Genomic DNA, 25,276 nt, shown 5'->3' on the forward strand with positions numbered 1-25,276 from the left:
GGGGGCGCGAGGAGTAAACTACGCGTCATGAATACTCCCCAAGGCAGCGAGCTGTTTTCCGCCATCGTGCCGGCGCCGTTCGGCGCCATCGGCATCCGTACCGAAGGCGAGCGCGTGCGCGAACTGGTCTACCTCGAGCCGCGTTTCGGCGACAAGGCGGCGCAGGACGCCACGGCCGAGCTGGCCGCGCGCCAGGTCGAACAGTACCTGCGCGATCCCGATTTCGTTTTCGATTTGCCGCTGATGGAAGCGGGCAGCGATTTCCAGCGCCGCGTGTGGGGTGCGATCAGCGCCATTCCGCGCGGCAGCGTGCGCACCTACGGCATCCTGGCCAAGGAACTCGGCTCGGCGCCGCGCGCGGTGGGCCAGGCCTGCGGCGCCAACTGGTTCCCGCTGGTCATTCCCTGCCACCGCGTGACGGCCGCGCGCGGCCTGGGCGGCTTTGCCAGCCACGACGAAGAGAACGGCTTCCATTTGTCCGTCAAGCGCTGGCTGTTGCGCCACGAAGGCGCCACCGCATCGCCATGGCAGCAGCAGTCGATCTGGGACTGATCGACGAGTTCTGCGACACGCTGTGGCTGGAACACGGCCTGGCGAAGAACTCGCTCGACGCCTACCGGCGCGACCTGCGCCTGTTTGCGGGGTGGCTGGACAGCAAGCGCCCGGGACGCGGCCTGCTGGGCGCGCAACCCGGGGACCTGGCTGCCTACTTTGCCGAGCGCCACGCCGACACCAAGCCGAGCACGGCCAACCGGCGGCTATCGGTCCTGAAACGCTTTTACCAGCTGGCGCTGCGGCGCAACCAGGTGGCGGAGGACCCCTGCGTGAAGATGGCCACGGCGCGCCAGCCGCTGCGCTTCGTGCACACCCTCACCGAAGAGCAGGTCGAGGCGCTGCTGGACGCGCCCGACGTGGGCACGCCGCTGGGCCTGCGCGAACGCACCATGCTGGAGCTGATGTATGCGAGCGGGCTGCGGGTGTCGGAACTGGTGGCGCTGAAACTGGTCGAACTGAGCCTGAACGATGGCGTGCTGCGCATTACCGGCAAGGGCAGCAAGACGCGCCTGGTGCCGTTCGGCGAGGAAGCCCGGGCCTGGGTCGAGCGCTACCTGAAGGATGCGCGCGGGATCATCCTGAATGGGCAGATCGACGACGCCCTGTTCGTGACCGGGCGCGGCGGGCCGATGACGCGGCAGATGTTCTGGATACTCATCAAGAAGCATGCGCTGAAGGCGGGCATCCGCGCGCCCCTGTCGCCGCACACGCTGCGCCACGCGTTTGCGACGCACCTGCTGAACCACGGCGCCGACTTGCGTGTGGTGCAACTCCTGCTGGGACATTCGGATATTTCTACCACACAGATTTATACCCATGTTGCGCGCGAGCGTCTGAAGCACCTGCATGCACGGCATCACCCACGGGGCTAGTTCAAAACTGGTCAAGTTCGTGCCGCTTAACTGGCGCATAATGGTTCGGGTTCGGCACCATTCTTTCATGTCAGCTTGCATACGAGGAAATCATGGCAAGGACCAACTTCCAATACGAAAAGCGGCAACGGGAACTGGAAAAGAAGCGCAAGGCGGAGGAAAAGGCCAAGCGCAAGCTGGAGGCGAAGAACAGTCCGAAGGCGGAAGGTTCGGAGGGAGAGGCGGGGGAAGGGGTAGAGTCCGAGGTAACGGAAACCCAAGAGCAGTCGTAACGTTTCCGTACGGTGGGCACTCTGTGCCCACGCGGAACGTGACTCATTGTTAGCTGAATTATTTCGCCGCCATTTGAGCGAATGCGCGGCGTCCCAATGCACATCCGTGGCTTCGATTGCGTTTAGCGGTTCGCCCAGGAACCGCTAACTTCATGCATGCATTTCGTCACAAACACTGGTAACACTGCGGCGCGTTCCGCGTGGGCACAGAGTGCCCACCGTACGGTCGGCGCCGCAGACTTCGGTTGTTACGCCGATTCCTTGGCGATCACAGGTACGACCTCGCCCACTTCCTCATGCCCCTTGGCAAACCATCGCTTCGCACGCTTGCCGATATTGTCGAGGTAACTGTACGCCACCGGCACTACCACCAGCGTCAGCAGCGTCGAGGTAATCACCCCGCCAATCACCGCCCGCCCCATCGGCGCCTGGGTTTCGCCGCCATCCCCGGCGCCGATCGCCATCGGCAGCATGCCGAAGATCATCGCCAGCGTCGTCATCAGGATCGGACGCAGGCGCACCTGGCCCGCTTCGAGGATCGCCGCAAACTGTTGCTGTCCCGCGCGCTGGGCGTGGTTCGCAAAGTCCACTAGCAGGATCGCATTCTTGGTCACCAGCCCCATCAGCATCACCACGCCGATTACCGAGAACACGTTCAGCGTGCTGCCCGTCACCAAGAGGGCCACCAGCACCCCGATGAGCGACATCGGCAGCGACATCATGATGGCGATCGGCTGCAGGAAGCTGCCGAACTGCGAGGCCAGCACCAGGTAGATGAAGATGATCGCAATCACGATCGCCGACAGGAAGTTGCCCATCGTTTCAGCCATCTGCTGGGCATCGCCGCCGACGTCGAAGCGCACGCCTTCCGGCAATTCGATTTCCTTCATCGCCTTGTCGATGTCGCCGTTCACGTCGCCCGACGGACGGCCTTCGACACCGGCGTAGATCGCCACGCGCCGCTCCAGCGCCTGGCGCTTGAGCACCTGCGGGCTGAACGAGGGCACGAACTCGACCACCTGGCGCAGCGGCACCATGATCGGGTTGCCTGAAGCATCGACACGCGAGGAAGCGAGCGACAGGTCGGCCAAATCCGCCACCTTCTGGCGGCCGCTACGCGGCAGCTGCACGTTCACCTGGTAGTTCTGGCCGTCCGGCGCCAGCCACTGGCTGATCTCGTCGCCGGCCACGAACGGACGCAGCGCCGCGCCCACCTGCTGCACCGACAGCCCGAGGTCGCTGGCCAGCTCGTTGTTGATGCGGATGACGGTGGCCGGGTTCGCGCCTTCCTGGCTGTACTCCATGTCAGCCACGCCCTTGATCGCACGCATCTTGTCCATCAGCTTGTGCGCCACGGCATCGAGCTTGGCTTCGTCGCGGCCCAGGATGGCAATGAAGATCGGCTTGTTACCGACCGACATCGTGATGCCGGCAATCGAGGACAGGCGTTCGCGGATCACCGATTCCATGGTTTCCTGCGAGCGGCGCCCGGTCTTCTTGACGTCGGTCAGCTTCAGCACGACCTGCGCGCTGTTATGGCCTTCGTAGACGCCGATGGCGCTGCTGACCGCATCGACTTCTTTGTACTCGCGCAGGATGTCCTCGACCTGCTTCACCTTTGCGTCCGTGTAGGCCAGGCTGGAGCCGACCGGTGTCTTGAACTGCATGTAGATGAAGCCGTTATCGGTTTTTGGTGCGAACTCGCCGCCGATCATCGGTACCAGCGCCAGGCTGCCGACGAACACCGCCAGCGCCACGGCCAGGGTCGATTTGCGCCAGCGCAGGGCCAGCGCCAGCGCCTTGCCGTACCAGGCGTGCACGTGCTCGATGCCGTGCTCGATGCGCGCCATGATGCGGCCCAGCCACGGGACGTACTTGAAGCGGTCCTTCACCGGGTCGGGCCATACCGACGACAGCATCGGGTCGAGCGTGAAGCTCACGAACAGCGACACCATCACGGCCACCGCCACCGTCACGCCGAACTGCAGGAAGAAGCGCCCGATGATGCCGTCCATGAAGGCGATCGGCACGAACACGGCGACGATCGCAAAGGTGGTCGCCATCACGGCCAGGCCGATCTCGTTGGTGCCGTCTTCGGCGGCGCGCATGTGCGACTTGCCCATGCCCAGGTGACGCACGATGTTCTCGCGCACGACGATCGCATCGTCGATCAAGAGGCCAATGCACAGCGACAGCGCCATCAGCGTCAGGAAGTTCAGCGTGAAGCCGAAGTAGCGCATCGCGATGAACGAGGCCAGCACCGAGATCGGCAGCGTCAGGCCGGTGATCACGGTACTGCGCCAGGAATGCAGGAACAGGAACACGATCACCATCGTCAGGATCGCGCCTTCGATGATGGTGCGTTTCACGTTGTCGAGCTGCTGCTGGACCGTGGTCGACTGGTCGTCCATCACGCGGAAGTGGACGTCGGCGGGCAGGGTCTTGCGCATTTCCTCGACCATCTTGATGATGCCGGTGCCCACCTGCACGGTGTTCGCATCCTGCACCTTGGTGATGTCGACCGAAATGGCGCGCTGGCCGTTCACGCGCGAGATCGAGGTTTCTTCACGCTCGCCGTCGATTACCTCGGCCACCTGCGACAGGTAGACCGGCCCGCTGGCGCGGCGCGCCACGATGATGTTGTTGAACTCGCGCGCGTCGCGCATCTTGCCTTCCACGCGCACCAGGCGCTCGGCGGCGCCGTACTGCAGGTTGCCGGCCGGGAGATTCGCATTCGTGGCCTGGATCGCGCGCAGCACTTCGTCGATGCCGATGTTCTGGCTGCGCAGCTGCTCGGGCTTGACGTGCACCAGGATCTGGCGCGTTGCCACGCCGCCGGTACGCACTTCGCCGACGCCGGCCACGCTTTGCAGGCGCTTGACGATCACCTGTTCGGCCAGCAGCGACAGGGCGCGCATGTCGCGCTCGGTCGAACTCACCGACAGGCGCACCACCGGCTGCTGGTTCTCGCCGTCGGCGCGGATGATGAAGGGTTCCTTCACCTCTTTCGGGAAGCCGGGGCGCACGCGCGCCACCTTGTCGCGCAAGTCCTGCATCGCCTTGTCGGTATTGGTGGCGATGTGGAACTCGACCGAGACGCCGCTGCGGCCTTCCCAGGAATTACTGCGGATGGTCTTCACACCGCTGACGGTGTTGATGACTTCCTCGATCGGCCGCGTAACGTCGTTTTCCACCTGTTCCGGCGAGGCGCCCGGGTACTGGGTCTCGACCCAGGCGAACGGCAGATCGACGTTCGGCATGCTCTCCACGCCCAGGGTGCGGTAGGAGAACAGGCCGAGCACCATCAGGCCGACCATGACCATGGTGGCGAATACGGGGTGGCGGATGCTGACTTTGGTGATCCACATGGCTCAGTCCTTTTTCGCGACGACGACGGCTTTATCAACGGACTTCGCATCCGGTTTCGCCGTCGCGGCGCCTGCCAGCTTCACCTGCGCACCCGGCTTCACCCCATCGAGCGGCACGTTCAGCAGCACGGCGCCGGCATCGATGCCGTGGGTGACTTCGGCCATGCCTTCGTCCTGGTTGCGCATGCCGAGCTGCACCGGCTGTGCCACGACCTTGCCGTCGGCGACGCGGTAGACCACGTCGCGCTCGCCGTCCTTGCGCAGGGCGGCCAGCGGCACGATCGGACGCGTTTCGGACTTGTCGGTGGTGATCTGGCCTTTTGCGAACATGCCGGCGCGCAGCAGCCCGTCGGTATTGGCCACGCTGATATACACCAGCATCGCGCGCGAACCGGCCTCGGTGGCCGGATTGATGCGCGCCACCTTGCCGGTGAAGTCGCGCGCATCGAAACCGTCGACGCGGAAGTGCACGTCCTGGCCGACCTGGATGCGCGGGATGTCGGAGGCCGGCACCTGGGCGTCGAGCGTCAGGTGCTGCAAGTCGACGATGGCCATCACCGGGCTGTCCGGCGACAGCTTTTCGCCTGCCTGCACGAAGCGCTTGGAGACCACGCCCGACAGCGGCGCGCGGATCACGGTGTCGTTCAGGGCGATGCGCGCGAGATCCAGCTGGGCGCGCGCGGCGTCCACCGCCGCCTGGGCCAATTCGACGCTGTTGCGCGTGGTGTCGAAGGAATTCTGCGAGATGTAGTTCTGCTTGAGCAGGGCCTGGCTGTTGGCTTCGTTCTTGGTGGCCAGCGCCAGGCGCGCATTGGCCTCCTTCAGCGCTGCCGCGTACTGGGCCACGCGGGCGCGCGCGTCGGCGTCGTCCAGGCGCGCGATGACCTGGCCGGCGCTCACGTTCATGCCTTCGCGCAGGCCGGTTTCCAGCACCACGCCCGAGACCTTCGATTTCACCGTGGCCTGGGCCAGCGGCGCCAGCGAACCGGATAGCGGCAGGCGACGCGCCAGTTCGCGCGCCTCGACCGTGACCACGTCGCTGTGCGACAGCTCGAAGACCGTGGGCTTGGCTTCGGCCTTCGGCGCAGGGGCGGGTGGCGCCGATTTGCCCTGGAATGCAAACCAGCCGCCAGCTACAAGCGCCGCCAGTGCCAGCGCGATCGCCGGTTTGCGCCAGCGGCGCTTGGTGGAAAGGGGGATCGCGGGCGTAAGCGGCAAGGTCTCGATTTTCATGGCGGCCGTTGTTGGTATTGTTGGAAAGCGGATGAGTGGTAGCGCCCGTGCTCCACCTTTCCCTTGGAAGACGGAGCTACTTGCGCATGGTCGAGACTATAGAAATTGGCAACATTGACCGCCATCGGAATGCGACAAGCAGCCGAATACGGACGATGAAATGCAAAAAAGCGGGACGGAACGCGGCGTTCCGGGGTCTATCCGATTGAATGCTGGCCGGCGTTGGCGTGGCCTGTAAGGTGGATGATCGTAGGGTGGGCCGGGCCGCGCTAGGCACCCCGTGCCCACGCGGAACGCGCCGCAGTGTTAGCTGGTTTCCATCGTTGCTCTCCGCTCCGATGAGCGATATCCCGGAGCATATCGGTGGCTCAAAGCCTGCCCGAGCGTGGCTGTAACGATGTGCTCCCAGATACCTTGCCTCAACGCGTAGCGCCGGGCTGGAATGCTGCCAACACTGAAGCGCGTTCCGCGTGGGCACGGTGTGCCCACCGTACGAGAAATATCGCAGGAATGCGCGCACCACGAATGAACAGGCCATCCAACGTAGTCGAATGCGCGCACCACGAATGTAATACTCACATCCCCGCGTCGCGCAGCCCGTGGCTTTCGTCGAACAGGCGGATGCGCGCCAGCACCTGGCCGTGGTCCGAGGCTTCGGGCAGGGCCAGGTCGAGGTGGTCGTTCAGGTAGAGCACTTCGACCACTTCGCCGATGGCATCCGGCAGGGCGGCATTGAATTCTTCCGACACCAGGATGTGGTCGATGGTCGAGTAATGGCCCTCATGCACGCACGAGAAACCGATGTGACGCGCATGGTCGACGCGGCGCTGCACCTCGTTGGCGTCGTAGAGGCGGTCGGCCATCGGCGCGCCGGCGCCGAGCACGATGCCGGTGGTGACCGAATCGGCGACGTCGTTGAAGTCACCCAGCACCACGCGCGGGCGGTGGTTGGCGCGGCCCATTTCGGTGAGCAGCACGCGCAGGGCCGCCGCCTCGGTGCCGCGCCGGATGAGCGAACGCAGGCAGGCGAGGGCGTACAGGGCCGGGTCTTCGCCGGTGTCGCCGGTGCGGTAGTCGGGGCGGCGCGACTTCAGGTGCACCACCACCACGTCGACCGATACATCGGGCGAGACCTGGACGATGGCATGCAGCGGCGCGCGGGTGAAGCGGGCGGCGTCGCGGCTGCCCTGGGGCAGCTCGATCCCGCGCGGGAAGTCGCGCAGGGGCTGGGCCGGCACCACCAGCGGCAGGCGCGAGACCAGGGCCACGCTCGGGGTCAGGCGCATGGCGGCCGGGTCGGGGTCGAAGCCGGCATGGAAGGCTTCGCGGTAGCGCCGCGTGCGCGCCAGCACTTCGCGCAAGGTGGCCTGCGAGAAGATTTCCTGGAAGCCGATGACGTCGGCATCGAGCAGGTCGATCTGGTGCGCCGTCCAGTCCAGCTTGGCTTCGTATTCTTCCTGGGTCGTCGGCAGCAGATTGTCGTAGAGCTTCACGCCCGGCGGCGCCAGGTTGCAGACGTTGAACGTCGCAAAACGTAGCTCTTGCTGTATCAGTTGCTGCATAATAGAAACCCCTTTATTCCAGTGATTAGCGTATCACGCATGGCCAAGAAAGAGCACGTCTCAGAAACGCCCGCCACCGCCTGGCTGCGCAAGCACGCCGTGGTATTTTCCGAGCATCCCTACGCCTATGAGGAACACGGCGGCACGGCGGTATCCTCGCGCGAGCTGGGCGTGCCCGAACACGACGTGGTCAAGACCCTGGTGATGCAGGACGAAGCGGCGCGTCCGCTGATCGTGCTGATGCACGGCGACCGCAAGGTCTCGACCAAGAACCTGGCGCGCGCGATCGGCTGCAAGGCGGTCGAACCCTGCAAACCCGAGGTGGCCCAGCGCCATTCGGGCTTCCTGGTGGGCGGCACCTCGCCCTTCGGCACGAAAAAGGCGATGCCGGTCTACGTGGAAGAGAGCATCCTGGCGCTGGGAAAAATCTACATCAACGGCGGCCGGCGCGGCTACCTGGTCGGGATTGCGCCGCAGGTACTGGTCGATGTGCTCGGCGCGAAGCCGGTGCAGTGTGCGCTGGCCGACTGACTATCGCCGCCCGGCCGGCTAGTGTATATTCACGCTCGCTTTACATGTGAGAAATATTAGAAAGACAACATGAATACACTGATCGCTGTCGTTGCCGCCTACCTGATCGGCTCGATTTCCTTTGCCGTGGTGATGAGCCGCGTGTTCGGCCTGTCCGACCCGCGCACCTATGGCTCGAAAAACCCCGGCGCCACCAATGTGCTGCGCAGCGGCAGTAAAAAGGCGGCGATCGCCACCCTGATCGGCGACGGCGCCAAGGGCTGGCTGGCCGTGTTCCTGGCGGTGCATTTCGGCGCCGACTTCGGCATCGACGAGACCGGCATTGCACTGGTGTCGATCGCGGTCTTCCTCGGCCACCTGTGGCCGGTGTTCTTCCGCTTCGTCGGCGGCAAGGGCGTGGCGACTGCCCTCGGCGTGCTGCTCGGCCTGAACGTCTGGCTGGGCCTGGCGACCCTGGTTACCTGGCTGGTGGTAGCCTATGCCTTCCGCTATTCCTCGCTGGCGGCGCTGATCGCCTCCGTCTTTGCGCCGTTCTACTATGGCCTGCTGTTCGGCGTCGATGCCATCCTGTTCGCGGTAGTCGCCATGAGCTCGCTGCTGCTGTACCGCCATAGCACCAACATCGGCAACCTGATCGCCGGCAAGGAGTCGCGCATCGGCAGCAAGGCGGCGGGGGCCAAGAAGAAGTAAAGCTTGATTCTCTCGCAAGCATGCCCATATGGGTGGACAGCCGGCGCATCCTGCGCCGGTATTCATTTCAGGAAGGCGGTGTCGCGTGAGCAAGCAATTGAGGATTGATTTCGTATCGGACGTGTCGTGCCCGTGGTGCGCGATCGGCCTCAAGTCGCTGGAGCAGGCCATCGAGCGCGTGGCGCCGGATGTCACCATCGACCTGCATTTCCAGCCCTTCGAGTTGAACCCGGACATGGGTCCCGAGGGCCAGGACATCGTCGAGCACATCACCGAGAAGTATGGCGCCCCGCTCGAGCAGCAGATCCAGTCGCGCGAACAGATCCGCCAGCGCGGCGAAGCGGTCGGCTTCCAGTTCGACATGGCGCGCCGCGGCCGCATCTACAACACCTTCGACGCCCACCGCCTCCTGCACTGGGCCGAAGAGCAGGGCCGCCAGCACGCGCTCAAATTGGCGCTGTTCGAAGCTTATTTCACCCACTGCGAAGACCCGAGCTCGCGCGAGCTGCTGGTGCGCGTGGCGGGGCAGGTCGGGCTGGATACGGCCGAAGCCCAGCGCGTGCTGGAATCGGGCGAGTATGCCGACGAGGTGCGCGAGACCGAACACTTCTTCCAGAAGGCGGGGATTCGTTCGGTGCCGGCGATTATCATCAACCAGCGGCATTTGATTTCGGGTGGGCAGCCGCCGGACGTGTTCGAGCGGGCGCTGCGCGAGATTTCGGCGCAGGGGGAGCAGGCGCTGGGGTGATGTTCGACTGATCTACTGGATGCGCTGCGGGGCGGTTGGCAGCGGGATTCAAACAGGGCCAACACGGCGGTGCGTTCCGCGTGGGCACGGGGTGCCCACCCTACGTGTGCAAATTGTGTTGGCTAGACATCGTAGGGTGGGCACCCCGTGCCCACGCGAACGCCTGCATCGTGTTGCCGCTTCACGCGATCGAACCGCCGGCATCTTGCCACCGCATCCAGAAGATCACCCACAACCGCTTCACACCAGATCAAGCACAATCGGCTGATGATCCGACACCGCCGTCTCCGACTGCACCTCCACCTCCCCAATCCTCGGCAGTAAATCCTCGGTCACAAAGAAATAGTCATAGCAATCCGGCTTCTCCGGCCACGCAAACCCATGCAGCCCCGCCGTCGGCGCCCGCGCATGGTCCGGATGCCGCGCCCGCCACGCATCCACCAGCGCCAATTCCCCGGATAAGGGCGGCGCCAGCAGCGCCTCGTATTCCTCCGATCCCGGCTGCAAATTGAAATCCCCACAATAAATCGCCGACGCCGGCAATTCGCCCAGCTGGAACGGTGCATCCATCTCCGGATTCGGCTGGAAAGCGCGCGCCCGCGAACAGGCCTGCGCATGCAGTTCGCGCAGCCGCCCTACCTGGGCCCCGCGCTGCAACTGCGAATAATATTCAAGGTGGGTGGTCACCACCCGCAGCTTGCCGCGCGGCGTATCGAGCACGACTTCGATCGCCCCACGCGGCATGCCCGGCGATACAGGGTCAAACGGCCAGGGCAGCGAATGCCGGTGGGCCTGGGTGATGCGGTACTTGGAAAGAATCAGGTTGCCGAACAGGCGGGGAACATTGTTGCGGTAGATTTCGCTCGGGGCATAATCGATGGCATGGTAGCCGCCAAACGCGCCGGCCAGTTGCTTGAACTGGTTCGCGGTCGCGCTTCCTTCGAGCTCAGGATGATTGGCAGCTACTTCCTGCAGGCAGATGACGTCTGGATTAAGCTTGCGCAGCACATCGATGATCGCGTGGATACGGATGCGCCCGTCCCTTCCACAGCCCCAATGGATGTTCCAACTCACAACGCGCATGTAGGACCTCCGAAAACTGAACCGTCAGAGTGTGCCATTCTTTGGCGCACGGCGGTCACACGGTAGGATCGGTGTCAGCGTTGCAAGTTCATTACCGGCAGGGCGCCTTGGGAGCCCCGCCTCAGGCCGCTTCCAGCTCGTCCAGCGGCCAGCGCGGGCGGACGTTGAACGCGTAGTCGCGCACGGCCAGCGCCGGGTTCTTTTCCAGGCGCATGGCGCCGGCAAAGGCGATCATCGCGCCATTATCGGTGCAGAATTCCAGCTCCGGATAAAACACGCGGAACTTGCGCTTGGCCGCGGCCGCGTTCAAGGCCTCGCGCAGCTGCTTGTTGGCGCCCACGCCGCCGGCAATCACCAGGCGCTTCAGGCCGGTATGGCGCAGCGCGTTCACGCACTTGGCCACCAGCACGTCGACGATCGCATCGACGAAGCCGCGCGCGATGTTCGCCTTGTCCTGCTCGCAGATATTCGCGATCACCTTTTCCTCGTGGTTCTTCACCACGGTGAGCACCGCCGTCTTCAGGCCCGAGAAGCTGAAATTGAAATCCTTCGAGTGCAGCATCGGGCGCGGCAGGGTGTAGGCAGCCGGATCGCCGAATTCCGCCAGGCGCGAAATCGCCGGCCCGCCCGGGTAACCCAGGCCGAGCAGCTTGGCCGACTTGTCAAAGGCTTCGCCGGCGGCATCGTCCAGGGTTTCGCCCAGCAGCGTGTAGCGGCCGACGCCGTCGACGCGCATCAGCTGGGTGTGGCCGCCCGATACCAGCAGGGCGATGAAGGGAAAATCCGGACGCTCGCTCGCCAGCAGCGGCGACAGCAGGTGGCCTTCGAGGTGGTGCACGCCGAGCACGGGTTTATCCAGCGCCAGGGCCAGGCTGCAGGCCACCGAGGAGCCGACCAGCAGCGCACCGGCCAGGCCGGGGCCCTGGGTGTAGGCGATGGCGTCGATGTCGTTCTTGGCGATGCCGGCCTTTGTCAGCGTCTGTTCGAGCAGGGGCAGGGCGCGGCGGATATGGTCGCGCGAGGCCAGTTCCGGCACCACGCCGCCGTATTCTTCGTGCATGGCCACCTGCGAATGCAGGGCATGGGACAGCAGGCCGCGCTCGGTATCGTACAGAGCCAGGCCGGTTTCATCGCAGGAGGATTCGACGCCGAGAACAATCATGGGAACAGAGGGGAGGGGAAAGCGGAATCCGGTATTGTAAAGCACCCGGACTGCTGGCGCTGCGGGGGACGTTGGGCAAATACCTGACGACGCCGGTGTTACGGCCTGCGACCGACGCATTGGCGTAGGGTGGACACCTGTGTCCACGCTGTCTCACGGCGTTCGGCCCTGCGGCCCTGGCGCGTATATGCGAACGGTGAAACCGCGTGGACACAGGTGTCCACCCTACCAAAGCGGCGCCATTATCCAGCGCCGCAATCCTGCAAGTTACCGATCAAGGACGCTGCAGCAGCTCCTTGTGCGCGCTACGCAGCATCGCCACCGTATCGTCCCAGCCAATACAGCCATCCGTCACCGAGCACCCATACTTCAGTTGCGACAAATCCGACGGAATCGGCTGGTTCCCCGCCACGATATTCGACTCGATCATCACGCCCACCAGCGAGCGGTTGCCGTGCTTGATCTGCTGGATCACGTCCGACATCACCAGCGGCTGCAGTTCCGGCTTTTTATAGCTGTTCGCATGCGAGCAATCGACCACCAGGTTGGCCGGCAGCTTGGCCTTGGTCAGCGCCTGCTCGGCAATCGTCACCGACACCGAATCGTAGTTCGGCCGGTCGCCGCCCCCGCGCAGTACCACGTGCCCATAGGCGTTGCCGCGGGTACGCACGATCGATACCGTGCCCTTGTCGTTGATACCCAGGAACGCATGCGGATTGGCCGACGACAGCACCGCATTGATCGCGATGCTCACGTCGCCATCGGTGCCATTCTTGAATCCGACCGGCGTCGACAGACCCGATGACATTTCGCGGTGCGTCTGCGATTCGGTGGTCCTGGCCCCAATGGCGGTCCAGGCAATCAAGTCGCCCAGGTATTGCGGCGAAATCGGATCGAGCGCCTCGGTGGCGGTCGGCAAACCGAGTTCGCACACGTCCAGCAGGAATTGGCGCGCACGCTCCATGCCGACGTCGACCTGGAAGGAATCGTCCATGAAGGGATCGTTGATATAGCCCTTCCAGCCGGTAGTGGTGCGCGGTTTTTCGAAATACACCCGCATCACCAGCAGCATCGTATCGGCCACTTCTTCCTGCAGGGCTTTCAGGCGCCGCGCATAATCGAGGCCCGCTTCCGGATCGTGGATCGAGCAGGGGCCGACGACCACGAACAGGCGCTTGTCCTTGCGGTCGAGGATGTCGCGCAAGGCGGCGCGGCCTTCCATGACGGTGGAGAAAGCGCGCTCGGTCAGCGGCAGCTTGGCGTGCAGCTCGGTCGGGGTAGGCATGCGCCCGAACGAGGTAACGTTGGTATTTTCGATATCTGGTGTGATCTGCATGATGCGTCCGTGGGGCAAAAGTCGGATCGGCCAGTGTAGCGCCAAAAATGCATTGGTGCACCAAACAGCGCAAAAGCCGGCCGTCCACACATCGGTGTAAAGTAACGCGATGCAAACTCACAACGACCAATTCCCCGCCGCCCGCTTCATCAAGGAGATCGGCCGCGGCGTCAAAGGCGCGCGCAGCATGTCGCGCGAAGACGCAGCCCAGTTATATGGCGCCATGCTGGAAAACCGCGTGTCGGACCTCGAACTCGGCGGCATTTTGCTTGCCATGCGCATCAAGGGCGAATCCGTCGAGGAGCTGGCCGGCTTCATGGACGCCGCCGAGCGCTCCTTTGCGCCGCTGCCCAGCCCCGCTGGAGAATACGCGCCGGTGCTCATCCCCAGCTACAACGGCGCGCGCAAGCTGGCCAACCTGACGCCGCTGCTGGCGCTGTTGCTGGCGCGCGAGGGCGTGCCGACGCTGGTGCACGGCGTGCGCACCGACCCGGGCCGCGTAACCACCGCCGAAATCCTGGGCGAGATGGGCCTGGCCGAGGCCGGCTCCAGCGCCGAGCTGCAGGACGCCTTTGCCGCGCGCCGCCCGGCCTTCATGCCCATCGAGACCCTGGCGCCGGCACTGGCCCACCAATTGTCGCTGCGCCGCATCCTGGGCGTGCGCAACTCGACCCACACGGTCGTCAAGATCCTGCAGCCTTTCGAAGGCCCGGCGCTGCGCCTGGTCTCCTACACCCATCCCGAATACCTGGAAACGCTGGGCGAATACTTCACCACGGCCGCCCCACACGAGCGCGGCGATGCCTTCCTGATGCGCGGTACCGAAGGCGAAACGGTGGCGAACCCGCATCGCGCCCAGCAGATCGACTGGTTCCACGCCGGCACCCGCACCCTGCTGGTCGAACGCGATGCGCCGACCGACGATTTGTCCGCCGTACCGGAAGCGCGCGATGCCGCCGCCACGGCCAGCTGGATCGCGGCTGCCCTGCGCGGCGAGGTGCCGGTGCCGCGTTCGATCCTGAACCAGGTGGCGGAATGCGTGCGCGCTGCCCGCGCTTTGCGCAGCTAAGTTGGTCATGATGCCTTGACAAGAACGTCGCATCGCCGCGGCGTTTTTGATGCCTGCCCTCGGAATTGCTTGCGCGAAGCGGTAAAATGGCCGGTTTGGCGATTCGGTTCGAAGGGCACGGCAGCAGCATGGCAAAACAATTCGATGTAGCGGTAATCGGCGCAGGCGCGGCCGGGATGATGGCTGCGGCCGTGGCGGGGCAGCGCGGCAAGCGCGTGGTGCTGATCGACCACGCCGAGAAACTCGCGGAAAAGATCCGCATTTCCGGCGGCGGGCGCTGCAATTTCACCAACGTGAATGCCTCGCACCAGAACTACCTGTCCGAGAATCCGCACTTCTGCAAAAGTGCGCTATCGCGCTATACGGCCCAGGATTTCGTCGCGCTGGTAAAACGATACCGCATTGCCCACCACGAAAAGCATCGCGGCCAGCTGTTCTGCACCGAATCGGCCGAGCAGATCATCGACATGCTGAAGTCGGAATGCCTGAAAGGCGAAGTCGCCTGGCGCATGCCGTGCAAGATCGAATCGATCGAGAAATTCGAAGACGGCTTTTTCATCGCCACCGACCATGGCGATATCGAAGCGGCCAGCGTCGTGATTGCCACCGGCGGCCTGTCGATCCCGAAAATCGGCGCCACCGATTTTGGCTACCGCATCGCCACCCAGTTCGACCTGAAGGTCATCGAGCCGCGTCCCGGCCTGGTGCCGCTGACTTTCGACGGCCCGAGCTGGGCGCCATTCGCACCGCTGGCCGGCATCGCGCTGGAAGTGGAAGTGTCGACCGGTTCCGGCAAAGGGAAGGGGGCCAAAAAGGGCCACTTCCGCGAAGACCTGCTGTTCACCCACCGCGGCCTGTCCGGCCCGGCGATCCTGCAGATTTCCAGCTACTGGCAACCCGGCACGCCGATCGTGCTGAACCTGCTGCCGGAAATGGACGTCGCCGAAGAACTGATCGGCTCGAAAACCACGGTGAAAAAACAGCTCGGCAACGTCCTGTCGCAATGGCTGCCCGCGCGCCTGGCCGAAGGCCTGCTGCTGGCCAACGGCTTCGCCCCCGACGCCCGCCTGGCCGACATGGCCGATGCCAAACTGCGCAAGCTCGGCGACGCCATCAACCGCTGGGCCATCGTCCCGACCGGCTCGGAAGGCTACCGCAAGGCCGAGGTCACCCTGGGCGGCGTCGACACCCGCGAACTGTCCCAGCAAACCATGATGGCCAACAAAGTGCCTGGCCTGTACTTCATCGGCGAATCCGTCGACGTTACCGGCTGGCTCGGCGGCTACAATTTCCAATGGGCCTGGGCCTCCGGCTTCGTCGCCGGCCAGAGCGTCTAAGTAGCAGGATAGGTTTTCGTTATCGAAGTCGGCGGCGCATCTCGTAGGGTGGGCATGTGTGGTGCTGGCATTTAGCCAGCCCCACTGCCCACGCGGATCAAACATACCGATAACAGAGCAGGCAACAGCCCCGACAACGCACGCATACCCTACGGAAGAGCAGCCCATCCATACGATGTAGCAAATTCAGCACAAGAAGGTAAACTCTTCCCCAACTTGTCAAAACCTGCTAGACTTTCGTTCTTCCCTAAATCCAACGGTTTGATTTTTACATGACCACTATCCGCCTTAAAGAAAACGAGCCGTTCGAAGTCGCTATGCGTCGCTTCAAGCGCACTATCGAAAAAACCGGTCTGCTGACGGAACTGCGCGCACGCGAGTTCTACGAAAAGCCAACTGCAGAGCGCAAGCGCAAGCTGGCAGCTGCCGTGAAGCGTCACTACAAGCGCATCCGCAGCCAGCAACTGCCTAAGAAGCTGTACTAAGACTCTCCAGCTGGCCATGATCCGGCGACGTGGGCAATGCCCGTCCCGGTAGCCGCGAGAAGTCTCTTGAACCCGCCCTGGTTGTGACCGCGGCGGGTTTTGTTGTTTGCACCGCACACTATTCGGAGATCCCATGAGCCTGAAAGAACAAATCACCAACGACATGAAAGCCGCGATGCGCGCCAAGGAAGCCGGCAAGCTGGCCACCATCCGCCTGATCCTGGCCGAAATCAAGCGCAAGGAAGTCGACGAGCAGATCGAAGTGAACGAACAGCAAACCGTCGCCATCGTCGAAAAGATGATCAAGCAGCGCAAGGATTCGATCACCCAGTTCGAAGCCGGCAACCGCCCCGACCTGGCCGACATCGAAAAGGCCGAACTCGAAGTGCTGGTCGCCTATATGCCGGCCGGCCTGTCGGACGACGAAATCGCCGCCGAAGTCGCCGCCGCCGTGGCTGCCTCGGGCGCCGCCGGGCCGCAGGACATGGGCAAGGTCATGGGCATCGTCAAGCCAAAGCTGGCTGGCCGCGCCGACATGACTGTTGTATCGAACCTCGTCAAAAAAGCGCTGTCCGGCGCCTGATGTACCACAAAGGGGTCTTGTGCGGCCCCTGCTTGTTGCAAATCAATTTGTGGCGAGCGCTGCGGTATAGTCTGACCTGAGACAAACACTGTGACCACCAAGTGATCCCGCAATCATTCATTACCGATCTGCTCAACCGTGTCGACATCGTCGATGTGGTTGGGCGCTACGTCCAGCTGAAAAAGGGCGGCGCCAATTTCATGGGGCTGTGTCCTTTTCATAGCGAAAAATCCCCCAGCTTTACCGTCAGCCCGACCAAGCAGTTCTACCATTGCTTCGGCTGCGGCGCCCACGGCACCGCCATCGGCTTCCTGATCGAATACTCGGGCATGGGTTTCGTCGATGCTGTGAAAGACCTGGCCCAGAACGTCGGCATGATTGTGCCCGAAGCCGACGACAAGATTCCGCCGATGCAACGCGCCGCCCAGCAGGCACAATCGCTGGCGATGACCGACGCCCTGACGCAAGCCTGTGACTATTACCGCGCGCAATTGCGCAACGCGCCGAACGCGATCAATTACCTGAAGAACCGCGGCCTGACCGGTGAAGTTGCCGCCCGCTTCGGCATGGGCTATGCCCCGTCCGGCTGGGATAGCCTTCGCAGCGTGTTCCAGGATTACGACGCGCTGGCCCTGGTCGAGTCCGGACTGGTCATCGATAAAGTCGATGAAGACGGCAGCAACAAGAAACGCTACGACCGCTTCCGCGAGCGCATCATGTTCCCGATCCGAAACACCAAGGGGCAGGTGATCGGCTTCGGCGGCCGCGTGCTCGACGGCGGTGAACCGAAATACCTGAACTCGCCGGAAACCCCGCTGTTCCAGAAAGGCCTGGAACTGTACGGCCTGTTCGAGGCTCGGCAAGCGATCCGCGATGCCGGCTACGTACTGGTAACGGAAGGCTACATGGACGTCGTCGCCCTGGCCCAGCTCGGCTTCCCGCAAGCCGTGGCCACGCTCGGCACGGCCTGCACCAGTACCCACGTGCAAAAGCTGCTGCGCCAGACCGACAACGTCATCTTCAGTTTCGACGGCGATAAGGCCGGCCGCCGCGCCGCCCGGCGCGCGCTGGAAGCCTGCCTGCCGCAAGTGAGCGACAACAAAACCATCCAGTTCCTGTTCCTGCCGCAAGAACACGACCCGGACAGCTATGTGCGCGAATTCGGCGCCGACGCCTTTGCCCAGGAAATCAACGAAGCGATGCCGCTGTCGCAGTTCCTGATCCGCGAGGTCACGGGCGAGCACGACCTGAGCACGCCGGAAGGCCGCGCCAAGACCCAGTTCGACGCGAAGCCGATGCTGCAGGCCATGACGCCCTCCAGCCTGCGCCTGCAGATCGTGCGCATGCTGGCCAGCCTCACGGAATCGACGCCAGCCGAGATCGAAGCACTGTTCGAATTGTCCAAGCCGGTATCGGTGGTGCGCAAGGCGCCGCCGCGCCAGGGGCGTCCGGAGCCGGTGGGCCTGGAATTGCAGATGCTGCGCATCCTGGTCGCGCACCCATCGCTGTCGCTGTACCTCGACGAAAGCGCCTTGCAGGCCTTCGACTATTTTGGCCCGGAAAGCGCCGACGCCCTGCGCCACCTGGTAGGCATGGCCCAGGCATTGGGCGAGTACGGCACCTTTGCCGCTTTGTCCCAGCAGCTGAAAGAATTGACGAGCGAGTACGACCGTATCATCGCGGAAATCGCGTCGGAACCCGAGACGGATAGCGAAGCGGACCGTGTCTGGCTGGTAAGTGCTGTGAGGCAAATCAAGATGGATGCCCTGAAACAGGAGTTGAACCAGTTGTTTTCTTCCGGCTTGACCCCAGATCAGGTAAGTGCTCGCTATCGCGAAATCACAGCCCAGCAGCACCTCTTGGCCAAGGAGGCGGAAGCAGCGATGTCGCCGCGCTGACCCCGTCGGGCCTGCGTCGGACTGTTGCCTTGATGGCACGGTTTGTATCTGGAAAAATAAGGGGTGCGTGCTATAATAAAACGCTAACTATTGCAACCTTTGAAACGATTTTCGTGTCAAAAGGCGCGTGGAGTTTCCGTTAGCGAAGCAGTGTTGTACGCTGTTTGCAGGGTGTTGTAAGGTAATAAAACTTTATCTTTAACCATCGTAAAGTTCGTCGTTGTGACATCGAAAGCGCCTGTGCCAACCAAGAAACCCGAACCCCAAGTGGCTGCCAAAACCACCAGAGCGTCCGCCAAGGCGGACAACGCGCAAGACAAGGCGGAAGTTCGCACGAGTGCCGCGCCTGTCGTCAGCCAGACCACCGATGCCGCCACCCTGGCCGCCATCGACACGTCGGGCTACGTGCTGCCGACCGTTAAGGTCCCCGGGCGGCGCGGACGCAAGCCGAAGGAATTCACGCCTGAGAACGATGAGGTCGCCGCGCTGAACGCCGTCGAACGCGCCGAAATGAAGGCCGTCGACAAGGCCAAGGCCAAGGACCGCAAGGCGAAAGAAAAAGCCTTGCTGAAAGACGCGTTCTCCTCCGACACCGAAGCGAGCGAAGAAGAGCTCGAGATCCGCCGCCAGAAACTCAAGGCGCTGATCAAGTCCGGCAAGGAACGCGGCTTCCTGACCTACTCGGAAATCAACGATCACCTGCCCGACAACATCGTCGACCCGGAAGCGATCGAAGGCATCATCGGCACGTTCAACGACATGGGCATTGCCGTGTACGAACACGCGCCCGATGCCGAAACGCTGCTGCTGTCCGATAACGTCGCCACCGTCACCAGCGACGACGAAGCCGAGGCTGCCGCCGAAGCGGCGCTCTCGACCGTCGACTCCGACTTCGGCCGCACCACCGACCCGGTCCGCATGTACATGCGCGAAATGGGTTCGGTCGAGCTGCTGACGCGCGAAGGCGAAATCGAAATCGCCAAGCGCATCGAAGACGGCCTGCGCGACATGATCCAGGCCATTTCCGCCTGCCCGGTGACGATCGCCGAAATCATCTCCGCCGCCAACCGCATCGAAGCCGACGAGATCAAGATTGACGAAATCGTCGATGGCATGGTCGACCCGGAAGATCCGGAAGAAACCTCGCCTAGCGCCGTCGGTCCGAGCTCGAGCGACAGCGACGAGGACGAGGAAGAAGACGCCGAGGAAGAAGAAGAGGAAGAGGAAGAAGAGGCTGCCGCCAGCACCGGCGCGGCCGGCTATTCCGCCGAGCAGCTCGAAGCCCTGAAAGCCTCGGCCCTCGAGAAATTCGGCACCATCGAGCAACAGTTCGACAAGATGCGCAAGGCCTTTGAGAAGGATGGCTACAACTCCAAGGCCTACGTCAAGGCGCAGGAAGCCATCTCGAACGAACTGCTGGGCATCCGCTTCACGGCGAAAGTTGTGGAAAAGCTGTGCGACACCCTGCGCGGCCAGGTCGACGAAGTGCGCCACATCGAGAAGCAGATCCTGGACGTCGCCGTGAACCGCTGCGGCATGCCGCGCGCGCACTTTATTAAAGTGTTCCCGGGCAACGAGACGAACCTGGAATGGGTCGATGGCGAAGTGAACGCCGGCCACGCCTACAGCGCCATCCTCGGCCGCAATATCCCGACGATCAAGGAACTGCAGCAACGTCTTATCGACCTGCAAGCACGCGTCGTGCTGCCGCTGCCGGACCTGCGCAACATCAACCGCCAGATGGCGGCCGGTGAAATGAAGGCCCGCAAGGCCAAGCGCGAAATGACCGAGGCGAACTTGCGCCTGGTGATTTCGATTGCGAAGAAGTACACGAACCGCGGCCTGCAATTCCTCGACCTGATCCAGGAAGGCAACATTGGCCTGATGAAGGCGGTGGACAAGTTCGAATACCGCCGCGGTTATAAATTCTCGACGTATGCGACGTGGTGGATCCGCCAGGCCATCACCCGCTCGATCGCCGACCAGGCGCGCACCATCCGTATTCCGGTGCACATGATCGAGACCATCAACAAGATGAACCGCATCTCGCGCCAAATCCTGCAGGAAACCGGCGCCGAGCCGGACCCGGCAACGCTCGCGATCAAGATGGAAATGCCGGAAGACAAAATCCGGAAGATCATGAAGATCGCGAAAGAGCCGATTTCGATGGAAACGCCGATCGGCGACGACGACGATTCGCATCTGGGCGACTTCATCGAGGACAACAACACGCTGGCGCCGTCGGATGCGGCCCTGCATGCCTCGATGCGCGGTGTGGTGAAGGATGTGTTGGACTCGCTGACCCCGCGCGAAGCCAAGGTGCTGCGCATGCGCTTCGGTATCGAGATGTCGACCGACCACACGCTGGAAGAGGTTGGTAAGCAATTCGACGTGACGCGTGAGCGGATTCGCCAGATCGAGGCGAAGGCGCTGCGCAAGCTGCGGCATCCGTCGCGCTCGGACAAGCTGAAGAGCTTCCTGGAGGGGAGCAGCTGATTCTGGCTGCCGGCTTCTTTAAAGCTTGACGGCTCTAGTGTAAAAGCAATATCCTCTCGCCACTCTGCTCCACGGTTCCGCGCCGCTGGAGCAGGTGGCGAGATTTTCTTTCAGCCACTGTCCCGATTTCTGGGCCTCTAGCTCATGCCTGGTTAGAGCAGCGGACTCATAATCCGTTGGTGCCGTGTTCGACTCACGGGAGGCCTACCAATAAAAACAAGGACTTAGGTGAAAACCTAGGTCCTTTTTTTGTTTCCGGTGGGCATATCGGTACAATTTCGGTACAGTAAGCGAATTCGATAGCACTGGAGAGCATGTGGCGACGATCGTTAAAACCCCCTCGGGAAGCTGGAAAGCAGTCATTCGTAAGGCCGGCTGGCCGACTACGATTAAAACGTTCCGGCTGAAAAGGGATGCGGATGATTGGTCACGTCGGACTGAGGACGAGATGGTGCGCGGACTGTTCATTCAGCGTGGACCATCGGAGCGAATGACCTTCGAGGCGGCCATGAAGCGGTATTTGGCTGACGTAACGCCTACCAAACGGCCACTGACCCAAAATGCGGAGAGAAACCGGTCTCGCTCGCTTGTAGCGTTTTTTGGAAAGTACTCGTTAGCGGCGATCACTACGGAGCTAATCGCTGAATATCGTGACACTCGTCTCGCCGGTGAAGATCGCCCAAAGGATGGCAAACCGCAGCCTCGTGCAGCCAACACCGTTAGGCTCGACCTTGCGCTAATAGGGCATCTGTTTACGGTTGCTGTGAAAGAGTGGGGACTCGGACTCCCATACAACCCTGTGTTGAATTTGCGCCGTCCGTCCCCTGGGCCTGGTCGTAATCGACGCCTGAACTCGGACGAAGAGACGCGCCTGCTAGCAGCAGTTGATGCTCATTCCAACCCTATGCTTGGATGGATCGTTCGTATAGCCATCGAGACCGGCATGCGCTCGTCCGAAATTGCAACGTTGCAATGTTCTCAGGTCGACCTGGATCGTCGCATTGTGCGGCTGATCGAAACAAAAAATACACTACCACGCACAGTGCCGCTTTCTAAGTCAGCAACAGAAAACTTTAGGCTGGCACTGAATAACCCGGCCCGCGTTGGGGAAACAAACCTCATCTTCTTCGGCGAACCGGGCAAGGATAGAAAACGCCGGCCCTACAACTTCAATAAAGTTTGGGGGGATATCAAGAAAGACCTAGGTGTCGCTGACTTCAAATTTCATGACCTCCGCCACGAGGCGGTAAGCCGTTTGGTGGAGGCAGGGCTGAGCGACCAGGAAGTAGCGTCTATCAGCGGTCACAAGTCAATGCAAATGCTGCGGAGATACACCCACCTTCGCGCCGAGGACTTGGTCGTAAAACTCGACAACTTGGGGAAAGGGTAGTGTCAAATGTTTGCCAGCTCCTCTTGGGTTCACCTACCCTAACAGGGCGGCAGAGGTTTTGCGAGACGATAATGCCGGAGTGGCCCAAGGCACAATTCGCCTTTCGATCTTTCCATCTAATGCCATGGTTTGCCTTGGGAGTTTTGCTTCATAATGGCTTCAAAAGAGGGGGCGATATGTCAAAAAGTCTGGAAGAATTAATACTTGGCGCGGAAAGCCAAGCGGCTGCATCAGCTGCGGTTCGCCGCGCTGCAGAGCGGGCAGACGCCGCTGGTTTGCCACCCGCCTACCTTAACGAAGCCGGAGAGTTCGCCTGGTTGCCAAAAGATCCCGCAAAGCTCCTGGAACTACGTCGAGCTGCACGCCAGGAAAAAAAGCGACAGGACGACGAACACCGCGAGCGTCACCGCCAGATATTGAAGCTCATGGAAGGGCCGCAGGGCGAATGGATACGCCAGAAAGCCCACGAACAGATCGACAAATGGGAGCGCAACCAACTCTGCCTTCCGCGCTACTGGGTCATGTGGCGGGAGTGGTTGGCGATGCCGGCGCCCTACCTGGAGGCAGCAGTCTTGCGAGAGGACGACTTAGGCGTTTCGATGCGCCAGAATTCCCCGTTCTGTCATTCGTTTAGCCAGGTCGAGCCGAAATTTAACAGCGGGGTTCAAATGCCTATAAGCACTGAGGAGTTGATGTTTGGGGCCGAGAATAACGCCTGGTAGCGAAAGCGGTCTAGCAAGCCGTGGCCAGGGCCGAAGCTGCAGGGTTGCCACGCGCTTGCAAGGAACTATCGTCAGAGGTGCCGGCCCCAACAATTCAGGCGCCGAAAGAATGAGTTAGCCAGGTGGGCCAAGATCGCGCCTGGCCTGCTCGGCAATCTCAGAGTTCATTCTTCAAGGCAGCTCGCAGGGCGTTCAAAATCCGGCCGGGTCTTCCGGCCAGATTCCATAGACCGGCCTGCAGATGGTCAGATATCAAATCAAGCGCCTGCAAACGAGCAATCTCTCGTGGCAGCGTCCTACATCCTCGAAGTCATTGCGGGCTTGGATCTCGTGCAGCCCGGCGCGGATCAATTTGCGTTTGCAGAGCTTGAGTCGATACCTCGTCATTCCCCCTTACCCACCCAACTCGACGCCAGGTCATCCATAAGCCCTTCAAATTCTCATTCTCTAGTCGAGCCTGCTGCCCCGGTGCTTAGGAAAGCCGGGAATCGGCAGTATAAGCGCGATAGGGGCCCGGATGAGCCGAGTGTCAATCAATCGGTTAAACGCGTCTCCTACAGCCGCCCCATCGCTCCTAGCTGCATGTGCAGTCGAGCCATAATACCTCGTGTTGGCCGAAGGAACTCTTTTTTGGCGTCAAACATTGCTGACGTCGATCATTGCCGTCGAGGTCATAGTTCCTCCAGGCTGCACTCCATTTCCGGCAGATCCGTCTGGCGGGATAGTACTGCTTGAGGAACTGGTTAGCTGCAGATTACCGGTCTTAAGTCATGCGCCTTCGCGCGTTCTAAGCCCACTAACGAGCCGTTCACAGAGGGAACAGGGAGCCAATTTGAGCGAGGAAACCCTAAAGGAGTACCCCAGCCCAAGCCGCGCCTTGCTTTCAAAGATTCTCATCAATACGAGCTAATTTTCGCTTGAGTGCGGCAGATACAGCTTGGCGATTTATGCCAAGACGGCGGGCAATTTCTGATTGGTTGGAGATACCATGCTCTGTCAAGTAGTCAACCCAACGCACGGGCTCTTTCATCTTCCAGATTCGATCATGTGCCGCACGAGCTACCTCATAATAGTCAGCAATTGACTTCGTTCCAGACGAAGATTTTGGACTTGCATTCGCGGCCATAGGTAAGGCGCAATATCCATCAAGTATCCGAGTTGGTGATTTCATTAGTCTAAGTTGATGGTAAGCTGCGTGTCGAACTAAGGCGTGGTCGTCAAGGTTCCATGCTCTGATATAGCCGGCATACTGCGCCCAGATTTCGCCGATTAATTCTGCATATTCCGCAGCGAATCTACGATCACGTTGATAGGCGCGGCGCGCGTCCTCACTGCGCCCCGGATAATGTAGATCGCAATACAACTTGCTCGGCCGCTGTGCTCCTTTATAGATGCCCGGGAGTCGTGTGGCTCCGGGTATGTCACCGTGCTTTGCCCATTCAATCAACAACGCGCGGCGCTCGACTTGATCGCGGAAGGTCTCGACGCAACGAAATTTTCCTCCCATTTCCCTAAGATTACAGTGCTCTAAGAGCAAAGCTTGAAGAGAGGGCGATCCTGTATCGCCTAATAGTGCTTGCTGAAAATTTTTGACCAGACTGTCCGCAATACGTTGCGCGTTAGCCCTCATTGTTGGAGTAACTCGCACCGCCTTGGCAGCCCCATTTTTAAGTCGCTTAAAAACCGTAACGGCTTCGAGCGCCACCGCGTATTCAGTTTGCCGGCCACACAGTTTACAAAAACACCAATGATAAGGTTGTCTGCTGTTGACGCTGTCAGCCGTGATGACAGGCTGCTGCACAATGGTCCCAAACTCAGACCCCGGAAGTTGACTTGCGACAGTAATGGACTTTTGGCGTGGCATCTGTCAATCAAACTCTAATA

21 protein-coding genes and 1 tRNA gene are annotated in these 25,276 nt (G+C 61.8%); 15 read left to right on the forward strand and 7 right to left on the reverse strand.

The window, feature by feature from the left end; translation table 11 throughout:
* Positions 1-27 precede the first annotated feature (27 nt).
* The 3 genes from ACWYRN_RS12495 (at position 28) to ACWYRN_RS12505 (ending at position 1,699) form a co-directional block, all read left to right on the forward strand.
* The gene (locus ACWYRN_RS12495; protein ID WP_488692700.1) at positions 28-552 is read left to right on the forward strand and encodes a methylated-DNA--[protein]-cysteine S-methyltransferase; all 525 of its coding nucleotides are present in this window, start codon (positions 28-30) and stop codon (positions 550-552) included.
* Complete coding sequence (xerD, locus tag ACWYRN_RS12500; RefSeq protein ID WP_488692701.1) at positions 525-1,427, forward strand: site-specific tyrosine recombinase XerD; 903 nt, start codon at positions 525-527, stop codon at positions 1,425-1,427. The genes ACWYRN_RS12495 and xerD overlap by 28 nt, the downstream gene beginning before the upstream one ends.
* A gap of 92 nt (positions 1,428-1,519) precedes the next feature.
* Positions 1,520-1,699 (forward strand): hypothetical protein, encoded by a 180-nt coding sequence (locus ACWYRN_RS12505; protein ID WP_488692702.1) that lies wholly within the window; start codon positions 1,520-1,522, stop codon positions 1,697-1,699.
* 248 nt (positions 1,700-1,947) lie between these two features.
* Here the strand turns inward: ACWYRN_RS12505 and ACWYRN_RS12510 are convergent, their stop codons facing one another.
* From ACWYRN_RS12510 to ACWYRN_RS12520, 3 genes are all read right to left on the reverse strand, one after another.
* On the reverse strand, positions 1,948-5,067 hold the full coding sequence (locus ACWYRN_RS12510) for an efflux RND transporter permease subunit (protein ID WP_488692703.1): 3,120 nt from the start codon (positions 5,065-5,067) through the stop codon (positions 1,948-1,950).
* Between the two features lie 3 nt (positions 5,068-5,070).
* Complete coding sequence (locus ACWYRN_RS12515; RefSeq protein ID WP_488692704.1) at positions 5,071-6,300, reverse strand: efflux RND transporter periplasmic adaptor subunit; 1,230 nt, start codon at positions 6,298-6,300, stop codon at positions 5,071-5,073.
* 575 nt (positions 6,301-6,875) lie between these two features.
* Positions 6,876-7,850 (reverse strand): endonuclease/exonuclease/phosphatase family protein, encoded by a 975-nt coding sequence (locus ACWYRN_RS12520; RefSeq protein WP_488692813.1) that lies wholly within the window; start codon positions 7,848-7,850, stop codon positions 6,876-6,878.
* A 51-nt stretch (positions 7,851-7,901) separates the two neighbouring features.
* On the opposite strand from ACWYRN_RS12520, the gene ACWYRN_RS12525 reads away from it, so the two are divergent.
* The 3 genes from ACWYRN_RS12525 to ACWYRN_RS12535 all read left to right on the forward strand — a co-directional run bounded on the left by ACWYRN_RS12525 (position 7,902) and on the right by ACWYRN_RS12535 (position 9,831).
* Entirely contained in the window at positions 7,902-8,393 is a 492-nt protein-coding gene (locus ACWYRN_RS12525) for an aminoacyl-tRNA deacylase (protein WP_229437243.1), read from the forward strand.
* A 69-nt stretch (positions 8,394-8,462) separates the two neighbouring features.
* A complete protein-coding gene (gene plsY / locus ACWYRN_RS12530; RefSeq protein ID WP_488692705.1) occupies positions 8,463-9,083 on the forward strand; it encodes a glycerol-3-phosphate 1-O-acyltransferase PlsY in 621 nt (206 codons plus the stop codon).
* 85 nt (positions 9,084-9,168) lie between these two features.
* Positions 9,169-9,831 (forward strand): DsbA family oxidoreductase, encoded by a 663-nt coding sequence (locus ACWYRN_RS12535; RefSeq protein ID WP_488692706.1) that lies wholly within the window; start codon positions 9,169-9,171, stop codon positions 9,829-9,831.
* A gap of 240 nt (positions 9,832-10,071) precedes the next feature.
* Here the strand turns inward: ACWYRN_RS12535 and ACWYRN_RS12540 are convergent, their stop codons facing one another.
* The 3 genes from ACWYRN_RS12540 to ACWYRN_RS12550 form a co-directional block, all read right to left on the reverse strand.
* Positions 10,072-10,914, reverse strand: a complete 843-nt coding sequence (locus tag ACWYRN_RS12540; RefSeq protein WP_488692707.1) for an endonuclease/exonuclease/phosphatase family protein — start codon at positions 10,912-10,914, stop codon at positions 10,072-10,074.
* Positions 10,915-11,035: 121 nt separating this feature from the next.
* Positions 11,036-12,076 (reverse strand): tRNA (adenosine(37)-N6)-threonylcarbamoyltransferase complex transferase subunit TsaD, encoded by a 1,041-nt coding sequence (tsaD, locus tag ACWYRN_RS12545; protein ID WP_488692708.1) that lies wholly within the window; start codon positions 12,074-12,076, stop codon positions 11,036-11,038.
* 274 nt (positions 12,077-12,350) lie between these two features.
* A complete protein-coding gene (locus tag ACWYRN_RS12550; protein WP_229437238.1) occupies positions 12,351-13,412 on the reverse strand; it encodes a 3-deoxy-7-phosphoheptulonate synthase in 1,062 nt (353 codons plus the stop codon).
* Positions 13,413-13,521: 109 nt separating this feature from the next.
* Between ACWYRN_RS12550 and ybiB the strand changes: the two genes are divergently transcribed.
* The 9 genes from ybiB to ACWYRN_RS12595 all read left to right on the forward strand — a co-directional run bounded on the left by ybiB (position 13,522) and on the right by ACWYRN_RS12595 (position 23,392).
* Positions 13,522-14,481: a DNA-binding protein YbiB gene (ybiB, locus tag ACWYRN_RS12555; protein ID WP_488692709.1), complete on the forward strand. Its 960-nt coding sequence runs from the start codon at positions 13,522-13,524 to the stop codon at positions 14,479-14,481.
* 128 nt (positions 14,482-14,609) lie between these two features.
* A complete protein-coding gene (locus ACWYRN_RS12560; RefSeq protein ID WP_488692710.1) occupies positions 14,610-15,818 on the forward strand; it encodes a BaiN/RdsA family NAD(P)/FAD-dependent oxidoreductase in 1,209 nt (402 codons plus the stop codon).
* A gap of 272 nt (positions 15,819-16,090) precedes the next feature.
* Positions 16,091-16,303, forward strand: a complete 213-nt coding sequence (rpsU, locus tag ACWYRN_RS12565; protein ID WP_005665410.1) for a 30S ribosomal protein S21 — start codon at positions 16,091-16,093, stop codon at positions 16,301-16,303.
* Between the two features lie 133 nt (positions 16,304-16,436).
* Positions 16,437-16,886, forward strand: a complete 450-nt coding sequence (locus ACWYRN_RS12570; RefSeq protein ID WP_229437235.1) for a GatB/YqeY domain-containing protein — start codon at positions 16,437-16,439, stop codon at positions 16,884-16,886.
* Positions 16,887-16,987: 101 nt separating this feature from the next.
* Entirely contained in the window at positions 16,988-18,784 is a 1,797-nt protein-coding gene (gene dnaG, locus ACWYRN_RS12575; RefSeq protein WP_488692711.1) for a DNA primase, read from the forward strand.
* Between the two features lie 267 nt (positions 18,785-19,051).
* Positions 19,052-21,280 (forward strand): RNA polymerase sigma factor RpoD, encoded by a 2,229-nt coding sequence (gene rpoD, locus ACWYRN_RS12580; protein WP_488692712.1) that lies wholly within the window; start codon positions 19,052-19,054, stop codon positions 21,278-21,280.
* A gap of 131 nt (positions 21,281-21,411) precedes the next feature.
* Positions 21,412-21,490, forward strand: a tRNA-Ile gene (locus ACWYRN_RS12585).
* A 106-nt stretch (positions 21,491-21,596) separates the two neighbouring features.
* Complete coding sequence (locus ACWYRN_RS12590) at positions 21,597-22,670, forward strand: integrase (RefSeq protein WP_488692713.1); 1,074 nt, start codon at positions 21,597-21,599, stop codon at positions 22,668-22,670.
* A gap of 176 nt (positions 22,671-22,846) precedes the next feature.
* On the forward strand, positions 22,847-23,392 hold the full coding sequence (locus tag ACWYRN_RS12595) for a hypothetical protein (RefSeq protein WP_488692714.1): 546 nt from the start codon (positions 22,847-22,849) through the stop codon (positions 23,390-23,392).
* An 883-nt stretch (positions 23,393-24,275) separates the two neighbouring features.
* Here ACWYRN_RS12595 and ACWYRN_RS12600 read toward each other — a convergent pair.
* On the reverse strand, positions 24,276-25,256 hold the full coding sequence (locus tag ACWYRN_RS12600) for a MarR family transcriptional regulator (protein WP_488692715.1): 981 nt from the start codon (positions 25,254-25,256) through the stop codon (positions 24,276-24,278).
* Positions 25,257-25,276 lie beyond the last annotated feature (20 nt).

Source organism: Massilia sp. BAP21, assembly GCF_057801335.1.

Coding starts and splice junctions, on each gene's coding strand:
- ACWYRN_RS12495 (WP_488692700.1), top strand. CDS start 28: ATGAATACTCCCCAAGGCAGCGAGCTGTTTTCCGCCATCGTGCCGGCG.
- ACWYRN_RS12600 (WP_488692715.1), bottom strand. CDS start 25,256: ATGCCACGCCAAAAGTCCATTACTGTCGCAAGTCAACTTCCGGGGTCT.
- xerD (WP_488692701.1), top strand. CDS start 525: ATGGCAGCAGCAGTCGATCTGGGACTGATCGACGAGTTCTGCGACACG.
- plsY (WP_488692705.1), top strand. CDS start 8,463: ATGAATACACTGATCGCTGTCGTTGCCGCCTACCTGATCGGCTCGATT.
- ACWYRN_RS12560 (WP_488692710.1), top strand. CDS start 14,610: ATGGCAAAACAATTCGATGTAGCGGTAATCGGCGCAGGCGCGGCCGGG.
- ACWYRN_RS12540 (WP_488692707.1), bottom strand. CDS start 10,914: ATGCGCGTTGTGAGTTGGAACATCCATTGGGGCTGTGGAAGGGACGGG.
- ACWYRN_RS12550 (WP_229437238.1), bottom strand. CDS start 13,412: ATGCAGATCACACCAGATATCGAAAATACCAACGTTACCTCGTTCGGG.
- ACWYRN_RS12505 (WP_488692702.1), top strand. CDS start 1,520: ATGGCAAGGACCAACTTCCAATACGAAAAGCGGCAACGGGAACTGGAA.
- ACWYRN_RS12515 (WP_488692704.1), bottom strand. CDS start 6,300: ATGAAAATCGAGACCTTGCCGCTTACGCCCGCGATCCCCCTTTCCACC.
- ACWYRN_RS12510 (WP_488692703.1), bottom strand. CDS start 5,067: ATGTGGATCACCAAAGTCAGCATCCGCCACCCCGTATTCGCCACCATG.
- ACWYRN_RS12595 (WP_488692714.1), top strand. CDS start 22,847: ATGTCAAAAAGTCTGGAAGAATTAATACTTGGCGCGGAAAGCCAAGCG.
- rpsU (WP_005665410.1), top strand. CDS start 16,091: ATGACCACTATCCGCCTTAAAGAAAACGAGCCGTTCGAAGTCGCTATG.
- ACWYRN_RS12525 (WP_229437243.1), top strand. CDS start 7,902: ATGGCCAAGAAAGAGCACGTCTCAGAAACGCCCGCCACCGCCTGGCTG.
- ACWYRN_RS12570 (WP_229437235.1), top strand. CDS start 16,437: ATGAGCCTGAAAGAACAAATCACCAACGACATGAAAGCCGCGATGCGC.
- ybiB (WP_488692709.1), top strand. CDS start 13,522: ATGCAAACTCACAACGACCAATTCCCCGCCGCCCGCTTCATCAAGGAG.
- tsaD (WP_488692708.1), bottom strand. CDS start 12,076: ATGATTGTTCTCGGCGTCGAATCCTCCTGCGATGAAACCGGCCTGGCT.